Annotated in this window: 25 protein-coding genes; 17 read left to right on the forward strand and 8 right to left on the reverse strand. The window is 65.3% G+C overall.

Annotated elements, in window-relative coordinates:
• Positions 1-60: 60 nt before the first annotated feature.
• Positions 61-891, reverse strand: a complete 831-nt coding sequence (locus tag ACRCUN_RS27150) for an arylamine N-acetyltransferase family protein (RefSeq protein WP_462144718.1) — start codon at positions 889-891, stop codon at positions 61-63.
• Between the two features lie 62 nt (positions 892-953).
• Here ACRCUN_RS27150 and ACRCUN_RS27155 point away from each other — a divergent pair, with 62 nt between their 5' ends.
• The 5 genes from ACRCUN_RS27155 to ACRCUN_RS27175 all read left to right on the forward strand — a co-directional run bounded on the left by ACRCUN_RS27155 (position 954) and on the right by ACRCUN_RS27175 (position 6,623).
• Positions 954-1,529, forward strand: coding sequence for an HD domain-containing protein (locus tag ACRCUN_RS27155; RefSeq protein WP_462144719.1), 576 nt, complete (start codon positions 954-956; stop codon positions 1,527-1,529).
• A 93-nt stretch (positions 1,530-1,622) separates the two neighbouring features.
• Positions 1,623-2,432: a 1-acyl-sn-glycerol-3-phosphate acyltransferase gene (locus ACRCUN_RS27160; RefSeq protein WP_462144720.1), complete on the forward strand. Its 810-nt coding sequence runs from the start codon at positions 1,623-1,625 to the stop codon at positions 2,430-2,432.
• 5 nt (positions 2,433-2,437) lie between these two features.
• Entirely contained in the window at positions 2,438-4,054 is a 1,617-nt protein-coding gene (gene fadD12 / locus ACRCUN_RS27165) for an acyl-CoA ligase FadD12 (RefSeq protein ID WP_462144721.1), read from the forward strand.
• Positions 4,047-5,240 carry an alpha/beta hydrolase gene (locus ACRCUN_RS27170; RefSeq protein ID WP_462144722.1) on the forward strand — a complete coding sequence of 398 codons (1,194 nt, stop codon included), beginning with the start codon at positions 4,047-4,049 and terminating at the stop codon, positions 5,238-5,240. The genes fadD12 and ACRCUN_RS27170 overlap by 8 nt, the downstream gene beginning before the upstream one ends.
• Positions 5,241-5,249: 9 nt before the next feature.
• Entirely contained in the window at positions 5,250-6,623 is a 1,374-nt protein-coding gene (locus tag ACRCUN_RS27175) for an FAD-binding oxidoreductase (protein ID WP_462144723.1), read from the forward strand.
• Here ACRCUN_RS27175 and ACRCUN_RS27180 read toward each other — a convergent pair.
• The 3 genes from ACRCUN_RS27180 to ACRCUN_RS27190 are packed head-to-tail and all read right to left on the reverse strand — an operon-like array spanning position 6,620 to position 10,275.
• Positions 6,620-8,299 (reverse strand): nitric oxide reductase activation protein NorD, encoded by a 1,680-nt coding sequence (locus tag ACRCUN_RS27180; protein WP_462144724.1) that lies wholly within the window; start codon positions 8,297-8,299, stop codon positions 6,620-6,622. The genes ACRCUN_RS27175 and ACRCUN_RS27180 overlap by 4 nt on opposite strands.
• A gap of 7 nt (positions 8,300-8,306) precedes the next feature.
• Entirely contained in the window at positions 8,307-9,110 is an 804-nt protein-coding gene (locus tag ACRCUN_RS27185) for a CbbQ/NirQ/NorQ/GpvN family protein (protein WP_462144725.1), read from the reverse strand.
• Positions 9,097-10,275, reverse strand: a complete 1,179-nt coding sequence (locus ACRCUN_RS27190; protein ID WP_462144726.1) for a spirocyclase AveC family protein — start codon at positions 10,273-10,275, stop codon at positions 9,097-9,099. The genes ACRCUN_RS27185 and ACRCUN_RS27190 overlap by 14 nt, the downstream gene beginning before the upstream one ends.
• A 125-nt stretch (positions 10,276-10,400) precedes the next feature.
• On the opposite strand from ACRCUN_RS27190, the gene ACRCUN_RS27195 reads away from it, so the two are divergent.
• The gene (locus tag ACRCUN_RS27195; RefSeq protein ID WP_462144727.1) at positions 10,401-11,003 is read left to right on the forward strand and encodes a TetR/AcrR family transcriptional regulator; all 603 of its coding nucleotides are present in this window, start codon (positions 10,401-10,403) and stop codon (positions 11,001-11,003) included.
• Here ACRCUN_RS27195 and ACRCUN_RS27200 read toward each other — a convergent pair.
• Complete coding sequence (locus tag ACRCUN_RS27200; RefSeq protein ID WP_462144728.1) at positions 11,000-12,142, reverse strand: amidohydrolase family protein; 1,143 nt, start codon at positions 12,140-12,142, stop codon at positions 11,000-11,002. The genes ACRCUN_RS27195 and ACRCUN_RS27200 overlap by 4 nt on opposite strands.
• Before the next feature lie 14 nt (positions 12,143-12,156).
• On the reverse strand, positions 12,157-13,611 hold the full coding sequence (locus ACRCUN_RS27205) for an aldehyde dehydrogenase (protein WP_462144729.1): 1,455 nt from the start codon (positions 13,609-13,611) through the stop codon (positions 12,157-12,159).
• A gap of 118 nt (positions 13,612-13,729) precedes the next feature.
• On the opposite strand from ACRCUN_RS27205, the gene ACRCUN_RS27210 reads away from it, so the two are divergent.
• The 10 genes from ACRCUN_RS27210 (at position 13,730) to ACRCUN_RS27255 (ending at position 21,960) form a co-directional block, all read left to right on the forward strand.
• Positions 13,730-15,001: an aromatic ring-hydroxylating oxygenase subunit alpha gene (locus ACRCUN_RS27210; RefSeq protein ID WP_462144730.1), complete on the forward strand. Its 1,272-nt coding sequence runs from the start codon at positions 13,730-13,732 to the stop codon at positions 14,999-15,001.
• Entirely contained in the window at positions 14,998-15,327 is a 330-nt protein-coding gene (locus tag ACRCUN_RS27215; RefSeq protein ID WP_462144731.1) for a hypothetical protein, read from the forward strand. The genes ACRCUN_RS27210 and ACRCUN_RS27215 overlap by 4 nt, the downstream gene beginning before the upstream one ends.
• The gene (locus ACRCUN_RS27220; RefSeq protein ID WP_462144732.1) at positions 15,324-16,562 is read left to right on the forward strand and encodes a metal-dependent hydrolase family protein; all 1,239 of its coding nucleotides are present in this window, start codon (positions 15,324-15,326) and stop codon (positions 16,560-16,562) included. The genes ACRCUN_RS27215 and ACRCUN_RS27220 overlap by 4 nt, the downstream gene beginning before the upstream one ends.
• A 32-nt stretch (positions 16,563-16,594) precedes the next feature.
• A complete protein-coding gene (locus ACRCUN_RS27225; RefSeq protein WP_462144733.1) occupies positions 16,595-17,047 on the forward strand; it encodes a MarR family winged helix-turn-helix transcriptional regulator in 453 nt (150 codons plus the stop codon).
• A gap of 126 nt (positions 17,048-17,173) precedes the next feature.
• Positions 17,174-18,196: a 2Fe-2S iron-sulfur cluster-binding protein gene (locus ACRCUN_RS27230; protein WP_462144734.1), complete on the forward strand. Its 1,023-nt coding sequence runs from the start codon at positions 17,174-17,176 to the stop codon at positions 18,194-18,196.
• Complete coding sequence (locus tag ACRCUN_RS27235; protein ID WP_462144735.1) at positions 18,193-18,936, forward strand: SDR family NAD(P)-dependent oxidoreductase; 744 nt, start codon at positions 18,193-18,195, stop codon at positions 18,934-18,936. Before ACRCUN_RS27230 ends, ACRCUN_RS27235 begins: the two co-directional genes overlap by 4 nt.
• 18 nt (positions 18,937-18,954) lie before the next feature.
• Positions 18,955-20,208, forward strand: a complete 1,254-nt coding sequence (locus ACRCUN_RS27240; protein WP_462144736.1) for an aromatic ring-hydroxylating oxygenase subunit alpha — start codon at positions 18,955-18,957, stop codon at positions 20,206-20,208.
• A 1-nt stretch (position 20,209) separates the two neighbouring features.
• Complete coding sequence (locus ACRCUN_RS27245) at positions 20,210-20,545, forward strand: hypothetical protein (RefSeq protein ID WP_462144737.1); 336 nt, start codon at positions 20,210-20,212, stop codon at positions 20,543-20,545.
• Positions 20,546-20,567: 22 nt separating this feature from the next.
• On the forward strand, positions 20,568-21,413 hold the full coding sequence (locus tag ACRCUN_RS27250) for a TauD/TfdA dioxygenase family protein (RefSeq protein ID WP_462144738.1): 846 nt from the start codon (positions 20,568-20,570) through the stop codon (positions 21,411-21,413).
• A 1-nt stretch (position 21,414) separates the two neighbouring features.
• Entirely contained in the window at positions 21,415-21,960 is a 546-nt protein-coding gene (locus ACRCUN_RS27255) for a carboxymuconolactone decarboxylase family protein (protein ID WP_462144739.1), read from the forward strand.
• A gap of 80 nt (positions 21,961-22,040) precedes the next feature.
• On the opposite strand, the gene ACRCUN_RS27260 is transcribed toward ACRCUN_RS27255, so the two are convergent.
• Complete coding sequence (locus ACRCUN_RS27260) at positions 22,041-23,459, reverse strand: WS/DGAT/MGAT family O-acyltransferase (protein ID WP_462144740.1); 1,419 nt, start codon at positions 23,457-23,459, stop codon at positions 22,041-22,043.
• 24 nt (positions 23,460-23,483) lie between these two features.
• Entirely contained in the window at positions 23,484-24,707 is a 1,224-nt protein-coding gene (locus ACRCUN_RS27265) for an alpha/beta hydrolase fold domain-containing protein (RefSeq protein ID WP_462144741.1), read from the reverse strand.
• Between the two features lie 95 nt (positions 24,708-24,802).
• On the opposite strand from ACRCUN_RS27265, the gene ACRCUN_RS27270 reads away from it, so the two are divergent.
• Entirely contained in the window at positions 24,803-25,393 is a 591-nt protein-coding gene (locus ACRCUN_RS27270; protein WP_462144742.1) for a TetR/AcrR family transcriptional regulator, read from the forward strand.
• Positions 25,394-25,401: the final 8 nt, after the last annotated feature.

Below are 25,401 nucleotides of genomic sequence, written 5' to 3' on the forward strand. Positions count from 1 at the left end.
ACATTCACCGAGTATGGTCGGCCGCCGCTGCCAGGGACATGACTTTTCCTGCTGTCTGCCTCAGGTGTCGAGCACCTCGTCGACCCGGGCCTCGAGGTCGACATGGTCGCCGAGATCGGTCAGATCGATACCGAATCGGCCTTTCAGTGCGTCGAGCACCTGGGCGGCGGTGTCGAAGCGCACCCGCTCGGTCTCACCGCGGCTGTGAACGGCCAGGTTTCGTCCGCGTAGGTTGATTCTCGCGTCATCGGTGATCAGCGCGGCAGTCAACCCGACGACGAAGATAGACTCGGGATACGTTGACACATACCAACTTCCGACTTCGAGGTCGATACGCGGCCGAGGCTCGGTGGTGAAGGTGTACAGCGGCTTCCAGTCCCCGCGGAGCTGTGCCTGCAGCACGAGTCCGTCCCCGTGTTCGAGGAGCTGATAGGGCTCATGGCGCGTCTCCTGGACCGGACCCGCTGCCAGCCGGATCGGCGAGGACAGCGTCTGCCCGCCGAATCCGACGTCGACCAGATAACGCTCATCGTGGCCCGGCACCGTCACGGCCAGGACGTTGTGGGTCTGTGCGGGCAGTGGCGCGTCGGCCTCCTTCATCCACACCACCCGGCCGGCCAGGCGGTCGACTCCGTAGCCGAGCTGTTCCAGCACGTAACCCAGTAGGCCGTTGTGCTCGTAGCAGTATCCGCCGCGGCGGCGTTCGACGAGTTTGTCGTGCAACGCCGCCAAACTCAGGTCGACCACCGGGATGCCCAACAGCGGGTCCAGGTTCTCGAACGGGATCGACCGATTGTGCGCTGCGACGACGGCGCGCAGCGTGTCGAGATCGGCGCGCGCCGGCCCCGAGAAGCCGATCCGCGTGAAGTAAGCGGTGAGGTCGGTTGCCATGCGCACCATCGTGCGACCTCAACGGCTGTTCAGGTCAACCGGCCCGGTGCAACACTGTGGCCATGGCTGCGCATCTGACCGAACGACTGCGCGAGGACCTGCTGGCGCGCTGGTCCGAAACGCACCGCAAGCACCACAATGTGGTGCATCTCCACGAAGTGCTCGACGCGATCGGGCTGCTGGCCGACGACGGCGTGGAGTTCGACCGGGAGGCCGTCGAACTGGCGGCCTGGTTCCACGACGCGATCTACGAGATCGGCCGCGAAGACAACGAGGAACGCTCGGCCCAGTTGGCCCGCGAGCTGCTGGCCTCGTCACCGCTGCGCGACGAGGTGGCCCGCTTGGTGCTGGCAACCAAGGCCCATCGGGTCGACGATGGCGACGTCAATGCCGCCGTCCTCAGCGATGCGGACCTGTCGGTGCTGGGTGCTTCGCCCGACCGGTACCGGCGCTACGGCGAGGCGGTGCGCGAGGAGTATGCCGACATTCCCGACGACGTGTTCAAGCCGGCACGCGCGCGGGTGTTGAGCGACTTGCTTGAGGGCGGGCTCTATCACACCGCGCCAGGGCGCAATCGCTGGGAGGATGCCGCACGCCGCAACGTCACCGCGGAGATCGATGAGCTCGGCACGCAATAGCACCCGCCACAACCTGCGGTTTTGAGTAAATTTGCCCGTTACCTGGGTACACTGGAAAAACTAGAACACGTTTCAATTCTTTCAGGGGGACCTGTGGCCGCCACCGACACCGATCCGTCCGAGATCACCAAGTGGGATCCGGGCCTGACCGAGAAGGTCATGGGCTGGCTGAGGCCGTTCATCAAGGGCTATCACCGCGCCGAGGTGCGCGGCCTTGAGTCCTTCCCCAACGGCGGCGCCCTGGTCGTGTCGAACCATTCGGGCGGCCTGTTTCCGATGGATGTGCCGGTGTTCGCGACGGGGTTCTACGAGAAGTTCGGGTACGGCCAGCCCGTTTACACGTTGAGCCACGACATGCTGATGACCGGACCGACCGCGGACTTCTTCAAGAAGACCGGCTTCATCCGCGCCAACCACGAGAACGCCGACGAGGCGCTGCGGTCGGGAGGCGTGGTCGTCGTCTTTCCCGGCGGCGACTTCGACGTCTACCGGCCGACGCTGGCGGCCAACAAGATCGATTTCGACGGCCGCACCGGATACGTGAAGGCTGCGCTCAACGCCGGCGTGCCGATCGTTCCGATGGTCGGGATCGGCGGACAGGAAGCGCAGCTCTTCCTGTCGCGCGGGACGGCGGTGGCCAAGGCACTGGGCCCGATCGCCCGGATGGCGCGGACCAAGATCGTGCCGCTGTCGTTCGGTTTCCCGTTCGGGTTGTCGGCGGTGGTCCCGCTCAACGTCCCGCTGCCCACCAAGATCGTGATGAAAACGCTGCCACCGGTCGACATCGTCGCCGAGTTCGGTGAGGATCCCGACATCGACGAGGTCGACGCCCACATCCGCCGGGTGATGCAGCGGGCACTGGACGAGCTCGCGGATGAACGCCGCTTCCCGGTGATCGGCTGATCGGGGTGGGGCCGCTCGACCGCCTGACCGACGCCGTCGGCCTGGCCACCACCATGCGCCGGGCCGGCCTGATCGCGGTATTGCGCCCCGACAAGTATCTGCGTATCGCCGCCGCGATGGCCCGCGAAAATATGAGCGTCACATCGGGTTTCGCGAGTGCGGCCCAGCGGTGCCCGGATCGGCCGGGTCTCGTCGACGAACTGGGCATCCTCACCTGGCGTGAGATCGACCAGCAGGCCGACGCGTTGGCCGCCGGGCTTCAGGCGCTGCCGGGCGGTGCGCCGGGCGTGCTGGGCATCATGGCCCGCAACCACCGCGGGTTCGTGCTGTCGTTGATCGCCGCCAACCGCATCGGCGCTGACGTCCTGCTGCTCAACACCTCATTCGCCGGACCGGCCCTGGCCGACGTGGCGAACCGCGAGAAGCTCGACGCCGTCGTCTACGACGACGAGTTCACCGAGACTGTCGATCAAGCCCTGGCCCAGTTGCCTGACGCGGACCGGATCGTCGCATGGTCCGACACCCACGCGCATGAGCGGACCGTCGCCAAACTCGTCGAGCAGTTCTCGGGCAAGCAACCGAGGCGGGCGTCGGAAAAGAGCCGCGTCATCCTGTTGACCTCGGGCACCACCGGAACACCCAAGGGCGCCAAGCACTCCGGCGGTGGCCCCGAAGTGCTCAAGTCGATCCTGGACCGCACACCGTGGCGGGCCGAGGAGCCCGTCGTCATCGTGGCGCCGATGTTCCACGCGTGGGGCTTCTCGCAGCTCGCGTTCGCGGCGTCCATGGCGTGCACCATCATCACCCGGCGCAAATTCGACCCGGAGGCCACGCTCGAGCTCGTCGACCGGCACCGTGCCACCGGGTTGTGTGTGGTTCCGGTGATGTTCGACCGGATCATGGACCTTCCCGACAGTGTGCTGCGCCGCTACGACGGCCGCTCCTTGCGGTTCGCCGCCGCATCCGGATCGCGCATCCGCCCCGATGTCGTCATCAAGTTCATGGACCGCTTCGGTGATGTTATCTACAACAACTACAACGCCACCGAAGCCGGGATGATCGCCACCGCCATCCCAGCCGATCTGCGGGCCGCACCCGATACCGCGGGAAAACCCGCAGAGGGCACCGACATCCGGATACTGGACCCCGATCTGCGCGAGGTCCCGACCGGTGAGGTGGGCACGATCTACGTGCGTAACTCGACGCAGTTCGACGGGTACACATCCGGTTCGACGAAGGACTTCCACGAGGGCTACATGTGTTCGGGCGATGTCGGTTATCTCGACGAGGCAGGCCGCCTGTTCGTGGTGGGCCGCGACGACGAGATGATCGTCTCGGGCGGCGAGAACGTGTATCCGATCGAAGTGGAGAAGGTGCTCACGGGCCATCCCGATGTCGCCGAGGCCGCGGTGATCGGCGTCGACGACGAGCAGTTCGGGCAGCGACTCGCCGCGTTCGTCGTGGTGTCCGGCGCCGTCACCGCAGACGACCTCAAAGCTCACGTTCGCGCGAACCTCGCCAATTACAAAGTGCCACGCGAGATCACCATCCTTGACGAGCTACCCCGCAACAGCACCGGCAAGATCGCGCGCCGTGAACTACAGGATCGGGTGAATGGCTAAACCACTGCTGTCCGCCGCTGTCGAGCTGCTCAACGCCGTCAACGCCGTGAAGCCGCTCGGCCGCAAGGGCTACACCACCGTCGCAGCCTTCGCGTTCGGCTGGCCGACGTCGGAGAACGCTCCGTTGGTCACGACGGTGTCGGTCATCGACGTCCTGCGCCGCGCGATACGGGGCGACTACCGATCAGCACAGGGCCGGATCTCATTGGTACTCAAGGCGATCGCGTGGGCAATGCTGTTTCTGGTACACCGCCGCGGCGTGGCGTCCCAGCCCTGTTTCGAGGATCCGCTGCGCACCGCGCTCGGTGCCGACTACGCAGTGGCGCCGCGGCCGTTGCGGCGCGGCGAGGTGTGGTCGACCTCGTGGAGCAGGCGCCGCTACGCGCAGAAGACCGTGCACTACGGCCCGCACCGGGCCAACCTTGCCGATATCTGGATGCGTACCGACCTGCCGCGTGACGGCAAGGCCCCGGTGCTCCTGCAGGTACCGGGCGGCGCCTGGATGATCGGAATGCGCCGCCCGCAGTCCTATCCATTGATGAGCCACCTTGCCGAGCAAGGCTGGATCTGCGTGTCGATCGGCTACCGCATCAGCCCACGCCATCCGTGGCCGGATCACATCGTCGACGTCAAGCGGGCACTGGCGTGGGTCAAGGCCAACATCTCCTCCTACGGCGGCGATCCGGACACCGTCTGCATCACGGGCGGTTCGGCGGGTGGACACTTGACCGCGTTGGCGGCGCTGACACCCAACGATCCCAAGTGGCAGCCGGGATTCGAGGACGCCGACACCTCGGTGGTGGCCGCGGTGCCCGTCTACGGCCGCTACGACTGGTTCAGCACCAGCGGAACCGGGCGCTCGGAATTCATGGAGATCCTGCAGCGTCTCATCGTGAAACTGCCGCTCTCGGGCAATCAGCAGGTGTACCGCGACGCGTCACCGATCACGTTGGTACGGCCCGATGCACCACCGTTTTTCATCCTGCACGGCGTCAACGACTCGCTCATCCCCGTCGGTGAGGGCCGTGAGTTCGCGAAGGCATTACGTGACGCGTCGAAGGCACCGGTGGTCTATGCCGAGATCCCGCACGCTCAGCACGCATTCGACTTCTTCGGCTCGCCCCGCGGCCACTACACGGCCGACGCCGTCGAGAAATTTCTGAACTGGGTGCTGGCCAAGAAATAGACTTCTCGAATGTCCGCACTGGACGCCGCAGTCGCCGAGCTCGCCGCCGAATTGCCCGATGGCGCGATGCTCACCGATGCCGATGTACTCGCGGGCTATCGCACTGACGCGGCCGCCGACCCGCGGGCCGGCCTGCCGCTGGCCGTGGTGCGGGCCACGAGCACCGAGGATGTGCAGACCGTCCTGCGCTGGGCGAGTGCCCACCGCGTCGCCGTCGTGCCGAGGGGCGCCGGGTCCGGGCTTTCCGGTGGCGCCGACGCGGTCGACGGCTGTGTCGTCCTGAGCACCGAGCGGATGCGCCACATCCGCATCGACACCGCGAACCGCACCGCGATCGTGCAACCCGGTCTGTTGAACTCCGAGGTGAAGCGGGCCGCTGCCGAGCACGGGCTGTGGTATCCACCGGATCCGTCGTCGGTCGACATCTCATCGATCGGTGGCAATGCCGCGACGAACGCGGGTGGGCTGTGCTGCGTGAAGTACGGGGTCTCCAGCGACTACGTGCTCGGTATGGAGGTGGTGCTGGCCGACGGCACCGCTGTCCGGCTCGGCGGCCCGCGGCTGAAAGACGTTGCCGGACTCGCGTTGACGAAGCTGTTCGTTGGCTCCGAAGGCATCCTCGGGGTCATCACCGAACTCACCTTGCGACTCATCCCGGCCCAACCCCCGGCATCGACGGTGGTCGCGGTGTTCGCCTCGGTGCAGGACGCCGCCGACGCCGTGGTGTCGATCACCGCCAAGGTCCGGCCGGCAATGCTGGAGTTGATGGACCACGCCAGCATCAACGCGGTCGAGGATTACAGCCGCATGGGTCTGGATCGGTCCGCTCAGGCGCTGTTGCTGATCCAGTCCGATGCGCCAGGTGCAGCGGCCGATGAGGTCGCGCACATCGTCGATGCGTGTGAGAAAGCCGGATCCACCGAGGTTTTCGCGACCGGCGATCCGGAGGAGGGGGCCGGTTTCACTGCTGCTCGCCGATTGGTCGGCCTGGCGTTGATGCAACTGGGCACTCTGCTCCTCGAGGATGTCACGGTGCCGATCCCGCGGCTGCCGGAGTTGGTGGCGGGTATCAGGAGCATCGCCGACGAATGCGATGTGCTGATCTGCGTCGTCGCGCACGCCGGGGATGGAAACACCCACCCGGTGGTCGTATTCGACGCCGACGATCCAGCCATGACCGCCCGCGCCGCGCGCGCCTTCGATCGGGTGATGGAATTGGCCATCGCGATGGGCGGCACGATCACCGGCGAACATGGCGTCGGCCGTCTCAAACGGGACTGGCTACCAAGACAACTCGGCTCCGACGTGATGGCGTTGACCCGGCGCATCAAAGATGCGCTGGATCCGGACGGCATCCTCAACCCAGGCGCTGTGCTTCGCTAGCGCTTCGGTGCGGCGAGTTCCCGCAACGCGGACACGAACAGCTCGTCCATTCGGGGGCTCAACTCGGCCAGTCTCGCGGCGCCGGCATGGCTGGCCGAACCGAAGACACGATCGAGCGCCTGGGCGTCGTAACCCGCACCGATCGAAAGGCACAGGCAGCCAACACCATCGGCGCGGAGCTCTTCCAATGCCTTGGCGGCGTCGGCTTGCGCGTAGCGGCCTTCGTAACCATCGTCATATGGGTAGCCGTCGGAGAGTACGAGCAAGAGGCGGTGTGGTGTTCCGGCTTGCGTTTTGAGTATCTCCCCGGCGCCGCGGATGCCCGCGCCCAGCCTCGTGTAGCCGAACGGCTGGAGCTGGGCCAACCGGGCTCGTTCGACGGCGCCGAAGCGTTGCTCGAAAGTCTTGACTGCGGGAAGTTGAACGGTGTGACGGCCCTGGGAACGAAAACCGTAGACGGCCACCCGGTCGCCGAGTTCTTCGAGGGTGGCCGCAAGCGTGGCGGCGGCCCGGCGCTGATGTTCGTGGACAGCCAAACCGTCCCGGTCGGTGTCGGTTACCGAACCCGAGATGTCGAGCAGGATCAGGACGCCGAGATCTCGGGCCAGCTTGCGACGTTCGGTGTAGATATGTTCGGGCGGCGCGTGCCCGGAACGCAGGTCGGCGAACATGTCGATGACGGCTTCGATGTCGAGTTCCTCGCCGTCTGGACGGCCGCGCAGAACCTTGGGACCCAGCCCCACTCGCGACAAGCGCTGGCGCAGCACATCATCCGGTGGAACTCCGGCCACAGAGGCGTCAGCGGCGAGGGTTAGTGGATAGTCGATGACCCGGCACCACTGCGGCCTATACCGGTCGTTGTATACGTCCCACTCGGGGTAGATGGCGCCTCCGACACCCAACGCGACGCCCGGCCTGCCCTCATCGGTGAACTGGATTCGCGCAGGCAACGGCTTGGCGTTCACCCCGACCTGGCGGCCCCGACGCACCGAGCCCGTCGGCAGTTCGGCTCCCGCCTGGTCGTCGCCGAATGAGCGTGAGGGGCCGAGCATCTTGCGTACGAACTCGGCAAGACCTTTGGCGGTGAATGCCGGCGCCTCGAACAGCTTGAGGATCTTGCTGTCCTCGGACGGCTCCGCTCCATCGCCGTCATCGTCGAGGACGTTCGACTCGAAGGACAACCGGAGATTCTGCGGGGATACCGCACCGGCGGAGCAGTCGTCGGATTTCAGGAGCAGCGACGGTTTGATGACGCCGAACCAATCCGGTGGGGCAGCGACCTTCCCGCGGCCCCTGGCCAGCGCGAGGGACTCGGCAGGCCCGGCGCTGACCGGACGGTCATCGGGGCACAGCGCACCCGCCAATGGGATTCGGGCCGCCGCCTGCGCCAGCGCCCGGCGTCCTTCCAGCGACAGGTAGCGCGACGTCAGCGACGGCCGGCCCCGCAGCGTTCCGACCAAACCCCGATCCAAACTCCCCGCGGCCAACAACGCGCACTGCAGCACCAACTCCCGTCGTTGCTCGGCCTCAGGCCGGCCCGCCGAAAGCAATACGACCCGACCGTCGGTATAGGCGGGTTGTCCTGCGGGCGCGGGCGCAACGTCTATGGACCGCTCGGCAATAAAGGTCCCCAACAGTCGAAACTGTTGCAGGTCCTGGATTTCAGACGTACTCACGTCACGTTCAGACGCCGTCGGCGAGTTCGGAGAGGGCTCGCACGATGTCGGGATCGTCGGACAGTGCCCGCACGATGGCCGCCTGTACGGCGCTGCGCAACGGCAGACCCTCGGCGATGAGCTCACCGGCCAAGATCAGCATCCTCGTCGAAGACGCCTCGCGTAGCGGAGATCCCTGCAGCCCTCGGATGGCGTTGCCGAGCCGCACGAGGGCCTGCGCCGTTGCGACGTCGACACCAGCCTCGTGTGCGACGACGTCGATCTCGATCTCCGGGGGCGGAAAGTCGAGTTCGATGGCCACGAAGCGCTGGCGGGTCGACTCCTTGATGTTCTTCAGAACGCTCTGATAGCCGGGGTTGTAGGAGATGACGAGCTGGAATCCGGGAGCCGCGTGCAGCGTGGTGCCCAGCCGGTCGACGGGCAGTTCCCGTCGGTGATCGGCCAACGGATGGATGACCACGGTGGTGTCTTGGCGAGCTTCCACAATTTCGTCGAGATAGCAGATGGCACCTTCGCGCACCGCCCGCGTCAGCGGCCCGTCCACCCAGACGGTCTCGCCGCCCTTGAGCAGGAAGCGTCCCACGAGGTCGGCCGAGGTCAAGTCCTCGTGGCCGGCTACGGTGACGAGCTCCCGGCCGAGCAGGTCGGCCATCGCCTCCACAAACCGGGTTTTGCCGCAGCCGGTCGGGCCCTTCAGCAGTACCGGTACACCGCGACGGGCCGCCGCCTGAAACACCGCCACCTCGTCACCGACCGCTCGGTAGAACGGTGAACCTGATTCGGTGCGCGGCCGAAATTTACTGACCGTCATCGTTATTCGACCTCTGGATCGGCACGACGGGCGGGATGGTGACCCCTTCCGGCAGGACCAGTTCACCCTCGTGGTTGACGTATCCCGAGCGATGGGTGGGTAGCGGAAGGTCAGGGTTTGGGCACGGTCGGTCGGTCCCGTCGCCGCAGATGCCGGGGTTGAAGTAGGAACGCTTCTGCACATCCTCCGGCCACGGATCGCCCTGCATACCGAGCCACGTCGCCGGAACGTTGTAGAACAGGAAGAAGCATGCGCTGACCCCACCGAAGATCGCCAGGAATCGAATGAACTGTTGTTTGACGAATCCGCCTCGGACCCGGTCGATTCCGCGTTCGACGACGGTACGTCCGCGGTCATCGGTGAAGAAGCGCAGGCAGACAAGCGCCGTCTGGACACCACCCCACATCAGCCCCTCGTAGATCGGCCACTGGTAGTAGGTGCCGGCGTTGAACGACAACGACTGGATGGCGCCGGGATAGGAGTAGAACCCGATCGGCAACATGATCAGTGCCTCCATGACGAAGTCGAAGACGAAGGCGATCGCATAGGTGACCAACACCAGCCGCAGGTTGCTGATCCCGGGCCAACGGTTCTTGATCTTTCGCATGATCGCGCAGCCGACGATGGTGAGCAGCAAGACACCGTACGCATAGCCGGGGATGTTGGTCAGTATCGGTTCGGGCACGGTGTGGCCCGGTTCCTCGTGTGCCACCCAGCCCGGGATGTACGGTGCCCACGAGCCCTGGTTGAACAGCCACGCGTTGTACGTACACCAGGTGCTGTAGTAGTTGAGCATCGGATCCTGGAACATCATCAGGCCCATCGACACCAGCAGCATGCCGTCGAGCGTGATACGCCTCTCCCGCACCCAGGGCCGAATAATGAAGAACCACAAGGCAAACGGCAAGCCGATCCAGAGCACGACGGCGTTCGCGATCAGCGGGATTTTCATGTACAGCGGCGGTTCGCTCGGACCACCCGACACCGTCTCGAAATAGGGACCGGTCACCCACCGGGTGAACACATACAACGTCACCAGCAGGAACACGCCGCCGACGGTCGCCCAGATTCTGTACGCGTTCGACGACGGCGGCCCTTGCTTTTCGAGTTCGGCGATGCCGCCGATCGATTCGGTGACGACAGGCTTCTTGGACAGATCGCTCATGATCGGTTTCCCCTTGACGATCGTGGAGGCAGTCGGCGGCGTGCGGCGGACCAGTTGGTGCAAAATATACTCATCGGTATCTCAGATTCCAATAGGTCACCCAGATTCTGTGGCAGACTTTTGCCATGGCGGAGCGCTGGACCCGGGAACGCAGACTCGAGCACACACGCTCAGTGCTGCTCGATGCCGCTGAGGAAGTGTTCGCCGAAAAAGGGTTCGCGCCAGCCACTCTCGATGACATCGCGCGGGCCGCCGGTTACACCAAGGGCGCCATCTACAAGCACTTCGCCACGAAGGAAGACCTGTTTCTGGCCGTGAGTGACCGCTACTGGCGGCGCTACTTCGACAACTTCGCCGACGTGATGTCGAGTGCGAAACAGGTCGGTGCGCGTGAGCGCGACGAGATCGCCAAGCGGTGGCGCGAATTGAGCCAGGATCGCGGTGCCGAACACGCCGCCTTGGGCCATGAGTTCACGCTCTACCTCCGGAGAAATCCGGAATCACGGGAACGCGTCGCCGCCAAGCGATCAGAGGTGGTCGACGCGCTGGCGAAGTTCATCGTCGACGGCATCGAGCAACTCGGCGGCACCCTGCTGATACCGCCCAAGACCTTCGCTCAGGTTCTCATCGCCACGAGCGACTCGGTGGTGCTGGGCAGCGAACTCGACGACGTCGACCTCTACCGGCCGATCGTCGACATGTACGTGTCAGCCATCAAGCTGCCCTAGAAGACGCGCACCTGGCCTTCGAGCACCGGCACGGTATCGGGCAGCTTGTAGGTCTCAATTCCGTTGCGGAACATGACGTTTTCGCGGGCGCGCTCCGGCAGGTGTTTGACGAGCCAGCGCGGATCGTCGAACGTCCAGTGCGGGTAGTCGCTGGAGAACAGCAGGATCTTGTCGCATTCCATCCACTCGAAGGCCCGCGACAGCTCGGTCTTGTCCTCGGGGTAGTCCAGCGGCTGCGTCGTGAACTTGATGTGGTCCTTGACGTAGTCACTCGGCTTGCGCTTGATGTCCATCCACGACTTCCGCGCTTCGTAGATCGCGTCCATGCGCCACATCAACGGCAGAATCCAGGTGAACGCGTGTTCGACGAACACCACGCGCAGCGTCGGGAACCGGTCGAACACGCCGTCGAAGATCAGGCTCATCACTTGATTGGCCGCCAACAACGAGTACGTGACCATGAAGTCATGGTTGTAACTCGGCAATCCCACTGGGGGAAGCGGTAGTTCGTCGTACTCACCGCGGGAGAGATGGCAGCTCACGGTGATGTCGTGCTTGGTGGCCGCCGCCCAGATCGGGTCGTACTTCGGGTCGCCCCACGACGGACGCGGCTCGGCCTTGATCAGGATCTGGGCCATGTACGGGTGGCCGGCCCAGCGCTCGATCTCCTGCGCGCCGAGCTCGGGAGCTTCGACCGCAAGGCAGATGGACCCACGCCACCTCTCGTGCCAGTTGTTGTGGCTGTCGAGCCAGTGGTTGGCCTGCCAGTCGTTGAGCGCGCAGTTCATCGCATGGTTGGCCTCGGGGATGTGCGCCGAATACGCCGCCGGTTCCAGGATCGCGATGTCGGCCCCGGCCTCCATGATCAACTGGCGGAAGGCAAGGTCGGGATCGCTGCCCGCGAATTCGCCGTCGGCCGGGAACGTGTCGGTGCGCATCGCGTAGGCATGTGCGTAGTCGGGGGCGTCGTAGTAGATCAGTTCACCGACGTCGTGGGTGCCGAAGTACTGGCTGCGCCACGGTTCGGGGATGTACTGGCCCAGCACGCCGCGGCGCGGCACGGGGTGCACGTCGGAGTCGACGCAGCGCACGGCGATGCGCTCGGCGGCCGGTGTCCGTTGCGAGGCTGTAACTGTCATGGTCTCCCTCTCGTTCAACCGGCGACGGCGATGGACTTGGTCTCGACGTAGCCGTCGAGACCTTCTCGGCCGAGCTCGCGGCCGTAGCCGCTGTCCTTGACGCCGCCGAACGGTGCGAACGGATCCATTGTGTACCCCTGGTTTACCCCGAACGTGCCGGTTCGCACACGTTCGGCGATCTCCACACCGCGGTCGATATCGGCAGTCCACACCGATCCGGCCAGCCCGTAATCGGAATCGTTGGCGATCGCTATGGCGTCGCGCTCGTCCTCATACGGGATAACGGTGAGTACGGGCCCGAAGATCTCCTCACGGGCGATACGCATCGAGTTGTCCGCACCGGCGAACAACGTGGGTTGCACGTACCAGCCGGTGCCCACCCCCGCGGGCAGATCGGTCCCGCCGACCACCAGGCGCGCACCCTCACGCCGCCCGAGTTCGATGTAGTCGCGGACCCGTTGCTGTTGGCGCCGGGACACCAGCGGGCCGAGTTCGGTGGCCGGGTCCGCGGGATCGCCCACGACGAGCGCGGCCATCCGAGCCGCCAGCGCGTCGACGAACTCGCTTTCCCGCGCGGCAGGCACGACGATGCGGGTCAGCGCATTGCAGATCTGCCCGCTGTTGGACAGGCTCGCCGCGCGCACCCCGGCTGCCACCGTCTCGGGATCGGCGTCGTCGAGAACGATCGCCGCGGACTTGCCGCCGAGCTCGAGGCTCACCTTGGTCAGATTCGCCGCGCACGCGGTGGCGACCGCGCGGCCCGCGCTGCTCGACCCGGTGAACGAAACCTTGTCGACGCCGGGATGGCTTGCCAGGTGCGCACCGACTGCCGCATCACCCGGCACCACGGCGACGACGCCGTCGGGCAGCCCGATCTGCTCGATCATCTCGGCCAGCAGCAGCGCGTCGAGCGGCGACTCCGGCGCGGGCTTGAGCACGACCGCACACCCCGCGAGCAACGCGGGCACAAGCTTGGTGACGATCAGGAACTGCGGCATGTTCCACGGCACGATGGCCGCGACGACGCCGACGGGTTCCCTGCGGACGCGCACGTCGGCGCCGAAGAAGCCGCGGCGGGCCTCCTGCCATGGGTAGGTGTCGGCGACGTCGCAGAACGCTGACATCATCATGGTCGGCAATCCGACCTGGGCGCGCTTGGCGAAGCTGATCGGCGCACCGATCTCCGCGGAGATGAGCTCGGCCATCTGGTCACGCCGCTGCGAATACACGTCGGCCAGGCGTCGGACCGCCGCGATGCGCTCGTCGGGTGACAACCGCGGCCACTGTCCCCGATCGACGGCCGCGCGTGCGGCCGCCACGGCCGCGTCGACATCGGCAGGCTGCGACGCCGCCACTCGGGCGATGGGCTGCTCGGTGTGCGGTGACACCACTTCGATCTGATGCGGGTGGTCACCGTCGAGCGACCAGTCGGCCTCGATGCCGATGTACTCCCCCAGATGTTGATCCATACGGATCCTCCCGCCGTCGTCCCTCCAGTATGGGTGGTTACAGGCGGCATTATCAACTACTTGTCATTATGCGGACGAGCGGATACCGTCGGCCCAAGTCATCGGGACAGGAGTAGCGATGCCGCGTTTTCCCAAGCCAGCAGAAGGCAGTTGGACTGAGCATTACCCCGAGCTGGGCACCGGCCCGGTGTCTTACGAGGATTCGATCAGCCCGGAGATCTACGAGCTGGAGCGCGAGGCGATCTTCAAACGGGCCTGGCTCAACGTCGGGCGCGTCGAATTGCTGCCACGCAAGGGCAGCTACTTCACCAAGGAACTGCCGGTCGTCAAGACCTCGATCATCCTGGTGCGCACCACCTCTGGTGAAGTCAAAGCCTTCCACAACGTCTGTCGCCACCGCGGGAACAAGCTGGTGTGGAACGACATGCCACGCGAGGAGACCCGCGGGGTGTGCCGTCAGTTCACCTGCAAATACCACGCCTGGCGCTATGACCTCGACGGCAACCTGACGTTCGTGCAGCAGGAAGAGGAGTTCTTCGACCTCGACAAGTCCCGCTACGGCCTGGTGGAAGTGCACTGCGAGGTGTGGGAAGGGTTCATCTTCGTCAACTTCGCCAAGACTCCCGAGCAGTCTCTGCGGGAGTTCCTCGGGCCGATGATCGTTGGGCTGGAAGGTTATCCGTTCGACAAGCTGACCTCGCGCTGGCACTACCGCTCCGAGGTCAACGCGAACTGGAAGCTTTACATGGACGCGTTCCAGGAGTTCTACCACGCCCCGGTGCTGCACGCGAACCAATCGCCGACCGCGTACTCCAAGGCCGCGGCCGAAGCCGGATTCGAGGCTCCGCACTATCGCCTCGAAGGTCCGCACCGGCTGGTCAGCACATCGGGCGTGCGGGCATGGGAGATGTCGGCCGAGATGCGCAAGCCGATCGAAGACATCTGCCAGAGCGGGCTTTTCGGCCCATGGGACAAACCCGACCTCGGGCCCATGCCCGAAGGCCTCAACCCGGCGAAGTGCGATCCGTGGGGCCTGGATTCGTTCCAGTTGTTCCCGAACTTCGTGATGTTGTTCTGGGGCCAGGGCTGGTATCTGACCTATCACTACTGGCCGACGTCGTACAACACGCACGTCTTCGAGGGCACGCTGTACTTCCCGCAGCCGCGCACGCCACGGGAACGCATCGCCCAGGAATTGGCGGCGGCCTCATTCAAGGAATACGGCTTGCAGGACGCCAACACGCTCGAGGCCACCCAGACGATGATCGAGTCCCGTGCGGTCGACACGTTCTTGCTCAACGACCAGGAGATCCTGCTGCGGCACCTGCACAAGGAGACCGCGGCGTGGATTGCCGACTACCAGAACCGCACATCGGCGGTGGGCGTGTGAGCGCTGTGCTGCCAACGGAATTCGCCGACCTCGAAGCGTTTTCGGACTGGTGCTTGTCTACCGAACGCCAGCGCTACGCCAAGCGGTTGGCGAGTTCGATGACCGAGATGCAGGCGTTCTACGACGCGATCACCGCGCGCGCCGAGGAAGCGATCGCCTACTGCGACAAGTTTCCCCTCGACGATCTGCCCGATGACGTCCTGGCGCTCATGCACATGTTGTATTCGATGATCACGGTGTCGTTCCCGGTGGAGTGCTGGAAACAGCCGCGGGTCCCCGATTCCGGTGCCACCTGGCTGGACTGCGACTTCGAGCCCGTGCCGTGACGGTCGTCCTGCGCGCCGCGCGGTGGGCTGACGTCGAGGCGGGCCACGTGCACGCTCCGGCCGTCATCGTGGTCGAGGACAACCGCATCACGGCGGTTGATCCCGCCGAACTGCCGAGTGATTCAACCGTCATCGACCTCGGTGACGTCACGCTGCTGCCCGGCCTGATGGACATGGAGCTCAACCTGCTGATCGGCGGGCCGGGTGGTCCAGAGGGGCTACCCACCCCGATGCACGGCGTGCAGGACGATCCGGCGTATCGCACCCTGCGGGGCGCAGTCAACGCCCGCACGACGCTGGACGCGGGGTTCACGACCGTGCGCAACCTCGGGTTGATGGTCAAGACCGGCGGATACCTGCTCGACGTGGCACTGCAACGCGCGATCGATCAAGGCTGGCACGCGGGGCCGCGCATCTATCCCGCCGGACACGCGGTGACCCCCTACGGCGGGCACTTGGACCCGACGGTGTTCCAGCGGCTGGCACCCGGGATCATGCCGCTCTCGGTCGCCGAGGGCATCGCCAACGGAGTGCCCGACGTCATCGCGTGCGTGCGCTACCAGATCCGGCACGGGGCCAAACTGATCAAGGTCTCCGCGTCGGGCGGGGTGATGTCGCACAGCACCGCTCCGGGCGCTCAGCAGTACTCCGACGCCGAGTTCGCCGCCATCGCCGACGAGGCGCACCGCGCCGGGGTACGGGTGGCCGCGCACGCGGTCGGTGACACCGCGATCCAGGCCTGCATCCGCGCCGGCATCGACTGCATCGAACACGGATTCCTGGCCAGCGACGAGACCATCCAGATGATGGTCGACCACGGCACCTTCCTGGTCTCCACCACCTATCTCACCGACGCCATGGCGATCGACCGCATCGCACCCGAACTGCGCAAGAAAGCGCTCGATGTGTTCCCGCGCGCGAAAGCCATGCTGCCCAAGGCGATTGCGGCAGGCGTCCGCATCGCCTGCGGTACGGACGCGCCGGCGATCCCGCACGGCGAGAACGCGAAGGAACTCTGCGCGTTGGTGGAACGCGGGATGACGCCGATGCAGGCGATCCGCGCGGCCACCGTGGTGGCCGCGGAGTTGATCGACGCCGACGACGAACTGGGTCGGCTGGCCCCCGGCTACCTCGCCGACATCATCGCGGTGCCCGGTGACCCCTCGGCCGACATCTCCACCACCCTGAACGTGTCGTTCGTGATGAAGGACGGCGTAGTGCACAAAGCGGCCTGATCACGCGATACCGTCGTGGTGAAGGGACGGACATGGAACTCACCGACAACATCTTGTGGCTGCTCAAGCAGGCCTTCTACTTCTCGCTGACGACCGTCAACGATGCGGTCAGCGATCATGGCGTGAGCACCGCACAGATCGGTGTGCTGCGGCAGCTGGCGAATGAACCGGGCCTGTCCGGAGCCGAGCTGGCCCGCCGGCTGCTGATCAGCCCGCAGGGCGTGCAGCTGGCCCTCACCGCGCTCGAGAAGCGTGGGCTTGTCGAGCGCAAGCAGAACCCGCAGCATGGCCGCATCATGCAGGCATTTCTCACCGGTGAAGGGCGCAAGGTCGCCGCCGCCGTGGTCAATGATGCTGTTGCGGCGCACGACCAGGTGTTCGGTGTGCTGAGCCCGGAAGAGCAACAGACACTGCGGGATCTGTTGAGCAAGGTCGTCGAAAAAGGGACCGGGCACCAACTCTTCGAGGATCACGTCGAGCACTGACTGGCCGTCGGCACGCGCCGAGGGTGCAATTTCATCCGCGACTCGCCGGTGCGCCCGTATGAAGCCGCACAATCGGGTATATCTAGTACTTGATACTAATGACAAGTAGTTGATATTCTGACCGGGATGCTTGAGCCAGCCACCACCCAGGCCGAAGGTTTCGTGCCGCTTCGCGTGAAGCAAGTGGTTCAGGAGACCGCTGACGCGGTGTCGCTCGTCTTCGACCGCCCACCCGGCGGTACAGATCGATTCGGTTACCTCCCAGGCCAATTCATCACCCTCCTGGTTCACGTCGATGGCCAAGAACACCGCCGCTGCTATTCGATGTCGTCGGCGCCCGCCATCGACGACGACCTGCGGATCACCGTCAAACGCGACCGCGACGGCGTCGTCTCCAACTGGCTGAACAACACGGCGGCACCCGGCGACGAGTTGCATGCCGCACCTCCGCAGGGCCGGTTCGTGATGCGCGAGCAGGAGCGCGAACTCGTGGCTTTCGCCGGCGGAAGCGGGATCACCCCGGTCTATTCGCTGTTGCGGTCGGCGCTCGAAACGACCGGCCGCAGCGCCCGACTCTTCTACGCCAACCGCAACCGCGATTCGATCATCTTCGAGGCATCACTGGCCGCGCTGCAGGAGCGCCACGCCGGACGCTTCGCGCTTCGTCATCACGTCGACGATGAAGACGGCCTCGTCACCGCCGCTCAGATCGACGCGTTCACCGCGGCAAGCGCCGACGCCGACTTCTACGTGTGCGGACCGGCACCGTTCATAGATACGGTCGAGAAGGCTCTGCTCTCGGCCGGGGTATCCGCTGACCGGCTGCATCTGGAGCGGTTCACCGTCGCGGCGGCTCCTGTCGAAACCACCACGGTCACCGAGGAAGTCACGATCGAACTCGACCGCCGCACGGTGACGCTCCCCTACCGCCCCGGAAACACGCTGCTCCAGACCGCCCGCATGGGCGGTCTGCGAGCTCCCTCGTCATGCGAAACCGGTTCCTGCGGAACGTGTATCGCCCAGATCACCGAAGGTAGCGCGCGCATGCTCAACAACGATGCCCTCGACGACGACGAGGTGGCCGAAGGCTGGGTGGTGACGTGTCAGGCACTGCCGACGAGTCGCACGGTGAAAGTCGTTTACGAATGAGCAGGGTTGCGGTGGTCACCGGTGGCGCCTCGGGCATCGGGGAATCGACGTGCCACGAGCTCGGCCGCCGCGGCTTCGAAGTCGCGGTCGTCGACTTGGACGAGGATGCGGCTCGACGGGTGACCGAAGATCTGCGGGCAACGGGCTGCACCGCAATGGCGATCGGAGCCGATGTCACCGACAGCCGAGCCGTCGAGCAGGGCTTCGCGAAGGTTCGCAGCGAGCTCGGACCCGTCAGCGCACTGGTCACGAGCGCCGGAGTGTTCGGATACTCGCCGTTCCTGGACATCAGCGACGATGCGTGGGCACGGATCATCGACGTCAACCTCACCGGCACCTTCTACAGCTGCCGGGCGGCACTGCCCGACATGGTCGACGCGAAATGGGGCCGCATCGTGATGATCTCGTCATCCAGTGCCCAGCGCGGATCGCCGTTCGCCGCCCACTACGCAGCGTCGAAGGGCGCGGTGATCACATTGACGAAATCGCTTGCCCGCGAATACGCGGAGTACGGCATCACGGTGAACAACATCCCACCCTCGGGCATCGAGACACCGATGCAGCATCAGTCGCAGGCCGCAGGGTATCTGCCGTCCAACGAGCAGATCGCAGGCAACATCCCGATGGGCCGGCTGGGCACGGGTGCCGACATCGCCGCCGCGGTCGGATTTCTGTGCTCGGACGAGGCCGGCTTCATCACCGGCCAGGTGCTCGGTGTCAACGGTGGAGCGGTGATGTGACCAGACAGGGAGGTACTCATGAAGCGATGGCCTAAGCCGGCAGAAGGTTCCTGGACCGAGCACTACCCGGAACTGGGCACCGGCCCGGTGTCATTTCGCGACTCGACGTCACCGGAGTTCTACGAAATCGAACGCGAGGCCGTGTTCAAGCGCGCGTGGCTCAATGTGGCACGGGTCGAGGAGACCCCAGACGTCGGGAGCTACGTGACCAAGGAGATCGAGGCCGCCGGGGCTTCGGTCATCCTGGTGCGCGGCGGCGACGGCCAGATCCGGGCATTTCACAACACGTGCCGGCATCGGGGGAACAAGTTGCTCTGGAATGACTTTCCCGATCGCGAAACCAGCGGTGTCAGCGAGTTTCTCGAGTGTCGACATTGCGGCTGGCGGTACGGGCTCGACGGCACGCTGACGTACGTCCCGGAACCGTTCGCGGTCGACACCGCCGACTACGGACTGGTGCCCGTGCACTGCGATGTCTGGAATGGCTTCATATTCATCAATTTCGACACGATGCCACGCCAGAACCTTCGTGACTTCCTCGGGCCGATGATCACCGGCCTGGACGATTATCCCTTCGACAAACTCACCGAACGCTACGACTGGGTCGCCCATAACAACAGCAACTGGAAGATCTTCGCCGACGCGTTCCAGGAGTACTACCACGTGCCGTCGTTGCACACCCAACAGGTGCCGCCAGAGGTACGGGATCCAAACGCGGGCTTCACCTGTGGTCACTTCCAGCTCGACGGTCCACACCGGCTCGTCTCCACCGCGGGCACCCGCCGATGGCTGCTGGCACCCGAGTACATGTACCCGATCGAGCGCGCGACCCACAGCGGCCTGGTGGGCCCGTGGCGCACACCCGATATCGGCGAGTTGCCACAAGGTTTGAATCCCGGCGGCATCGAGCCGTGGGGCATCAGCAACTTCCAGATATTCCCCAACACCGAGATCCTCATCTACGGCGGCTGGTATCTGCTGTACCGGTACTGGCCGACGTCGCACAACACCCACCGCTTCGAGGCCTACACATACTTCCATCCGGCGCGAAACGTGCGTGAACGCATCGAACACGAAGTCGCCGCAGTGGTGCTCAAGGAATTCGCCCTGCAGGATGCCGGGATGCTCGGCGGCACCCAGGCCGCGCTGGAGTACGGCATCATCGACGACTACCCGCTCAACGATCAGGAGATCCTGGTACGTCACCTGCACAAGGTCGTCGTCGACTGGGTGGACGACTATCAGCGCACGCACGACGCGGTGGGGGTGTGACATGCCGGACAGCATGCTGCCCAGTGCGTTTGCCGAACTCGAAGAGTTCGCGCCCATCTGGTGCCTGGCCACCGAAACCGAGCGCTGGAACGCCCGTCTGTCGTCGACCATGCCGCAGATGGAGCAGTTCTACGACGCCTTCTTCCCCCGTCTCGAAGAGGCGATCGACTATTGCGACAAGTTTCCGCTCGACGGTCTGCCGGACGATGCACTCAACCTTCTGCACCTGATCTATTCGCTCATCATGGTGGCGATGTCGGTGGAGATCATGCATCAACCCGCACCGGTCGACGCGGCCGATGCCGTGATGATCCGCACCGGCGAGCCGGTGCCATGACCGCACCCGAAAGGACACTCCGATGAGCGTGCTCACCATCAACAAACTCACAACGTCGGTCGGCGCCGAAGTTGTCGGCGTCGACTCCGAGCGGCTCGCCACCGACGACGGCCTCGGCGCCGCGATCCTCGACGCCCTCGAGGACAACGGCGTATTGGTGTTCCACGACCTGCACCTGGAACCTGAAGCGCAGGTGGCATTTTCGCAACGGCTCGGCGAGATCGACCGGTCGGCCGACGGCCACCACCCGGTATCGGGTATCTATCCCATCACGCTCGATCGGTCTAAGAACAAGGCCGCCGAATACCTCAAGGCGACGTTCGACTGGCACATCGACGGCTGCACACCGACGAACGACGAATGCCCGCAGAAGGCAACGGTGCTGTCGGCGCTGCAGGTTGCCGCGCGGGGCGGTGAAACGGAGTTCGCGAATTCGTATGCGGCCTACGACACGCTCGATGACGCCGAGAAAGAACGCTACGAAACCCTACGGGTCGTCCACTCGCTTGAGGCCTCCCAGCGCCGCGTCTATCCCGACCCGACCCCCGAACAGCTGGAACGGTGGCAGGCCCGGCCGACGCACGAGAACCCGCTGGTGTGGACCCACCGCAGCGGCCGCAAGTCGCTGGTGCTCGGCGCTTCGGCCGATTACATCGTCGGCATGGATCGCGACGAAGGGCGCGCACTGCTCGCCGAACTACTCGAGCACGCCACCACACCCGACAAGGTGTACAGCCACAAATGGTCCGTCGGTGACACCGTCATCTGGGACAACCAGGGTGTGCTGCATCGGGCCGCTCCCTACGAGCCCAACTCACCCCGCCACATGCTGCGCACGACGGTTCTCGGCGACGAGCCGATCCAGTAAGTTGAACCCACTTCGACTGCGCCCGTTGCCATCCGAGCAATGGGACGACAGCACGCGCGCGGCGCTGGCTTCTCTCATCCCAGCTGAACGGGCCAATCCCGAAGGCGCGGGCAACGTGTTGTCGACGTTGGTGCGCCATCCGGATCTCACCCGGGCCTACCTGCCGTTCAACGCGTACCTGCTGCAAGGGTCCCGGCTGCCACCGCGCATTCGCGAAGTCGCACTGCTCCGGATCGTCCTGCGCTGCGACTGCGCCTACCTGTGGACACACCACCTGCCCATCGCACGGCAGGCCGGCCTGACCGACGAAGACATCGACGGTATCCGGTCCGGTCACTGCCCGGACGCCCACGATGACGTGATTGTCTGCGCGGTGGACGATCTCGTCGCTTTCCACACCATCACGCAATCGACGTGGGACCGCCTCGCCGAGTTCCTCGACGAGAACCAACGCATGGACCTCGTGTTCCTCATCGGTGGATACCAACTGCTTGCACTGGCCGTCAACGCCTTCGGCGTGCAGGGGGAGTCGGACCACTCACCTTAAGTGGTGTCGAATGGCCAGTTCCGACCCGTTGTTGCACGAAAGCCGTGGCGCAACTGGCCGCTCGGCGGCCACAGGCAGCGTTACTGCGGCATCGCGGTCTCGATGACTGTGAGCTTGTCGAGAAGTCCTGCGCACCTTCGGATGTCGCGGAACTCGTCGAGCATCGCGTCGGTCACCTCATGTGGATCGTCGACCGTGGCGTCGTCGGCGATCACCGAGATGTTGAGTTGATCGACGTAGCTCCACACCGTGATGTTCAGCCCGCTGCCCGCGGTGATCGGCCCGACCGAGTAGAGCTCGGTGACCGTCGCCCCGCCGACCTTGCCGCGCTCGCGCGGGCCGGGAACGTTGGAGATGTTGAGGTTGAGCACCTTGTTCTGGCCGTCCTTGCCCGACAGCCATCTGAACGCCGCCTCGACCGGAGCGGGTGGCATGTAGGCAGCCCAGCGGGCGATGAGTTCTGGGCCGATCAATTGGTGGCTCTCCTTAGCGAGCCCGGCGGCTTCGCGTGCCTTGCGGACCCGTTCGGCGGTGTCGGCCTCGTCGACGGGTAGCGCGACGAGCACGCCGCTGAATCGGTTACCCGAAATCCGGTCGGGTGAGAAGTCGAAACTCATCGGCACCGAGGCGAGCAGTGGATGGTCAGCCTTGCCGTCGTATTTGAGCAGCAGGGTGCGCAGCGCCCCCGACGACATGGAGAGCACCAGGTCGTTGATCGTGATGCCGAGCTTCTTGCTCGTCTCCTTGACATCGGACAGTGCCAGCGTCGCCGTCGCGAACAGCCGTCTGGGCGTCAGCACGTGGTTCATGAAGCTCGGCGGCGGTGTGAACGGGCGGGTCAGCTCGGGCGAGAGCTTGCGGCTGCTACGCCGTACCCGTCCGACGCCCTCCGCGGTGTAACGGATCGTGCCCGGCAACCGGCCGATCTGGCGCAGGTGATCGCGGAAAGCCGAACGCACCAACTCACTTCTGGACGGTGCCGGATCGGTCGCATAGGAATCGCGGTCGCGTTGTGGCCCCTCCTGCAGGTCCATGCCGCGGGCCAGCAGATTGGCCGACGCGATGCCGTCGGCCAGTGCATGGTGGATCTTGCCGACAACCGCGATGCGGTCCCTGGCCAAGCCCTCCACGAAATACATCTCCCACAACGGCCGGCTGCGGTCCAGCGGTGTGCTGGCGATCGCACCGATGGCCTCGTCGAGTTCGCGCCTGCCGCCGGGAGCGGGCAGCCGCCACGGCCGGACGTGATAGTCGAGGTCGACGTCGCAGTTCTCGCGCCACATCGGGTGGTGAAACTTGAACGGGATGTCGATGAGCTGATAGCGGAACGGGTCGAGTTTGTAGAGCCGGCCGTGCAGGACTTTACGAAAATCATCGACCCCGAAGGTGCGGTCGCCGATCCCCTCCAGATCGATGACCGCGATCTTCAATGTATGCATGTGGACGTTGGGTGTCTCGGTGTACAGCAGGAACGCGTCCCACCCACTCAACCGCTTCACGGTATACCTCCCCTGTGGAGGCGTCTATATAACCGCTTTGGTCCGGTCAATCGTTCGGTTTCGGTGAATTTCGTTGAGGAACAAGCCAATTGCGGTCGCCATCGCTCCGGTCCGCGCTCCGTCGGTCATGTCGAAAGCATGCCCGGCGCCGGGGAGTTCCACATACCCGACCGGGGCATGCGACACCGCTTTGAGCCGATCGACGAAGCTGCGCGCCTGTGCCACCGGGATCACGGTGTCAGCCGAACCGTGAACCACGAGGAATGGCGGGGCGTCGGGATGGACATGGGCAATCGGCGATGCGAGGCGGTAGATCTCGGGGTGGCGGTCGATCTTGCGTTTGACCACAACGCGTTCCAGGAAATCGACGAATCGCGCCCGCTCGGCGGTTGACCGGTCCTCCCAGTCGTAGCGGCCGTAGATGCCCACCACCGCGTCGACCGTGGTGTCCGAACTGTCGGACAGGTCGCCCTGCAGGTCGGGATGGTTGGGTGTGAGGCCGGCGAGGGCGGCCAGGTGCCCGCCTGCCGAGCAACCGGCGATCGCGATGAAACTCCGGTCGCCACCGAACTTGTCGACATTCGCGCGTGCCCAGGCGATCGCGGCCTTGACGTCGGTGATGTGGCGCGGCCAGCGATGGTGCGGCGCCACCCGGTAGTCGATCGACAGACACACCCAGCCCTGCTGCGCGAGGTGTGACATCAACGCGTAGCCCTGCAGCATGCGACTGCCATGGACCCAGGCGCCGCCGGGTACGAAGATCAGCACCGGCGCCGGTTCGGTCGGCAGATCCTTGGGACGCCACACGTCGAGCAGCTGCGACGGGCTGTCGCCGTAGCGTACGGAGGTCCGGTAAACGCTGCGGCGGTGCGCGATCGTGTTCCACAGTGGCGGCATGCTCTGCGGCGCCGGCCAGTCGATCGCCAGATCCGCGGCGGCCACGAGGTTCTGCAACGCCTGCTGAGCAACGGAATTCGTCTTTTCTCGATCGGCCTTGCGCAGCCCCGACGAATCCGGTGTCAGCCACGACCGCGCGGACGCGGTGACGAAGTCTGGCATGTGGCGAAAACCCCACACGCTCATGGCGGCCATCGCACCGAGTGGTTCCAGATGCTTGCCGATGACTGGCAGCGAAGCCGATGCCACGCTCAGCGCCAGCATGTGGTCGGCGGGCTTCGCGTGTAGCAACCACCGGGCGCGGCTTGCCAAGCTCGGGCCGGGGTACCGGGTATCCGGTCGTGCCGTCATCTCGCGAGCCTACCGCGCAGCACCGGCCCAGAGTCGACAACTTCGCCGAGTTGTTCACTCTTGTTAATGAGTTGAACTCAACTTAGGCTGGGTCGATGACCACTCCCGCGACCCAACGGGGAGCCGCCGCGCGACAAAAGCTGATCGCCGCCGCGACCGAGGTGCTCGCACAGACCGGGGAGTTCGAAGTTGCCGCGGTGGCCCGGCACGCCGGCGTGAGCACCGGCCTGCCCTATCGCTATTTCGGCACCCGCACCGGCTTGTTGCTCGCCGTCGTCGACGAGTTCCACCAACGGTTTCGGCAAGCCATCGCACTGCGTGAATACGACGCGCCGACCTGGGCCGAGCGCGAACATCAGCGAATCCGGGACTGGGTCGCGTTCTTGTACGCGGAGCCCGTCGCGCCGGTCATGCTGGCTGGGCTCGGCGACGGCGAACTTGCGACAGCACGCGCGAAGTGGCTGCACGAGATGAGCCGGATCGGCGCCCGCAACATGGCTCAGGCCCAACGAGCCGGCGAGATCGCCGATGACCGCGACCCGGAGTACCTGGCCGCAGCGACTCTGGGCGGCACCAACGCCGTGGTGGCCGTTTGTCTCACCCGCGATCCACGTCCGCCGGCCGAAGCCGTCGTCGACCAGCTGTGGGCCTTCGTCTCCGGCGCGGTCGGCCTCGTCGGTCGCTGAAAGGAAAC

The organism is Mycobacterium venezuelense (assembly GCF_054919535.1).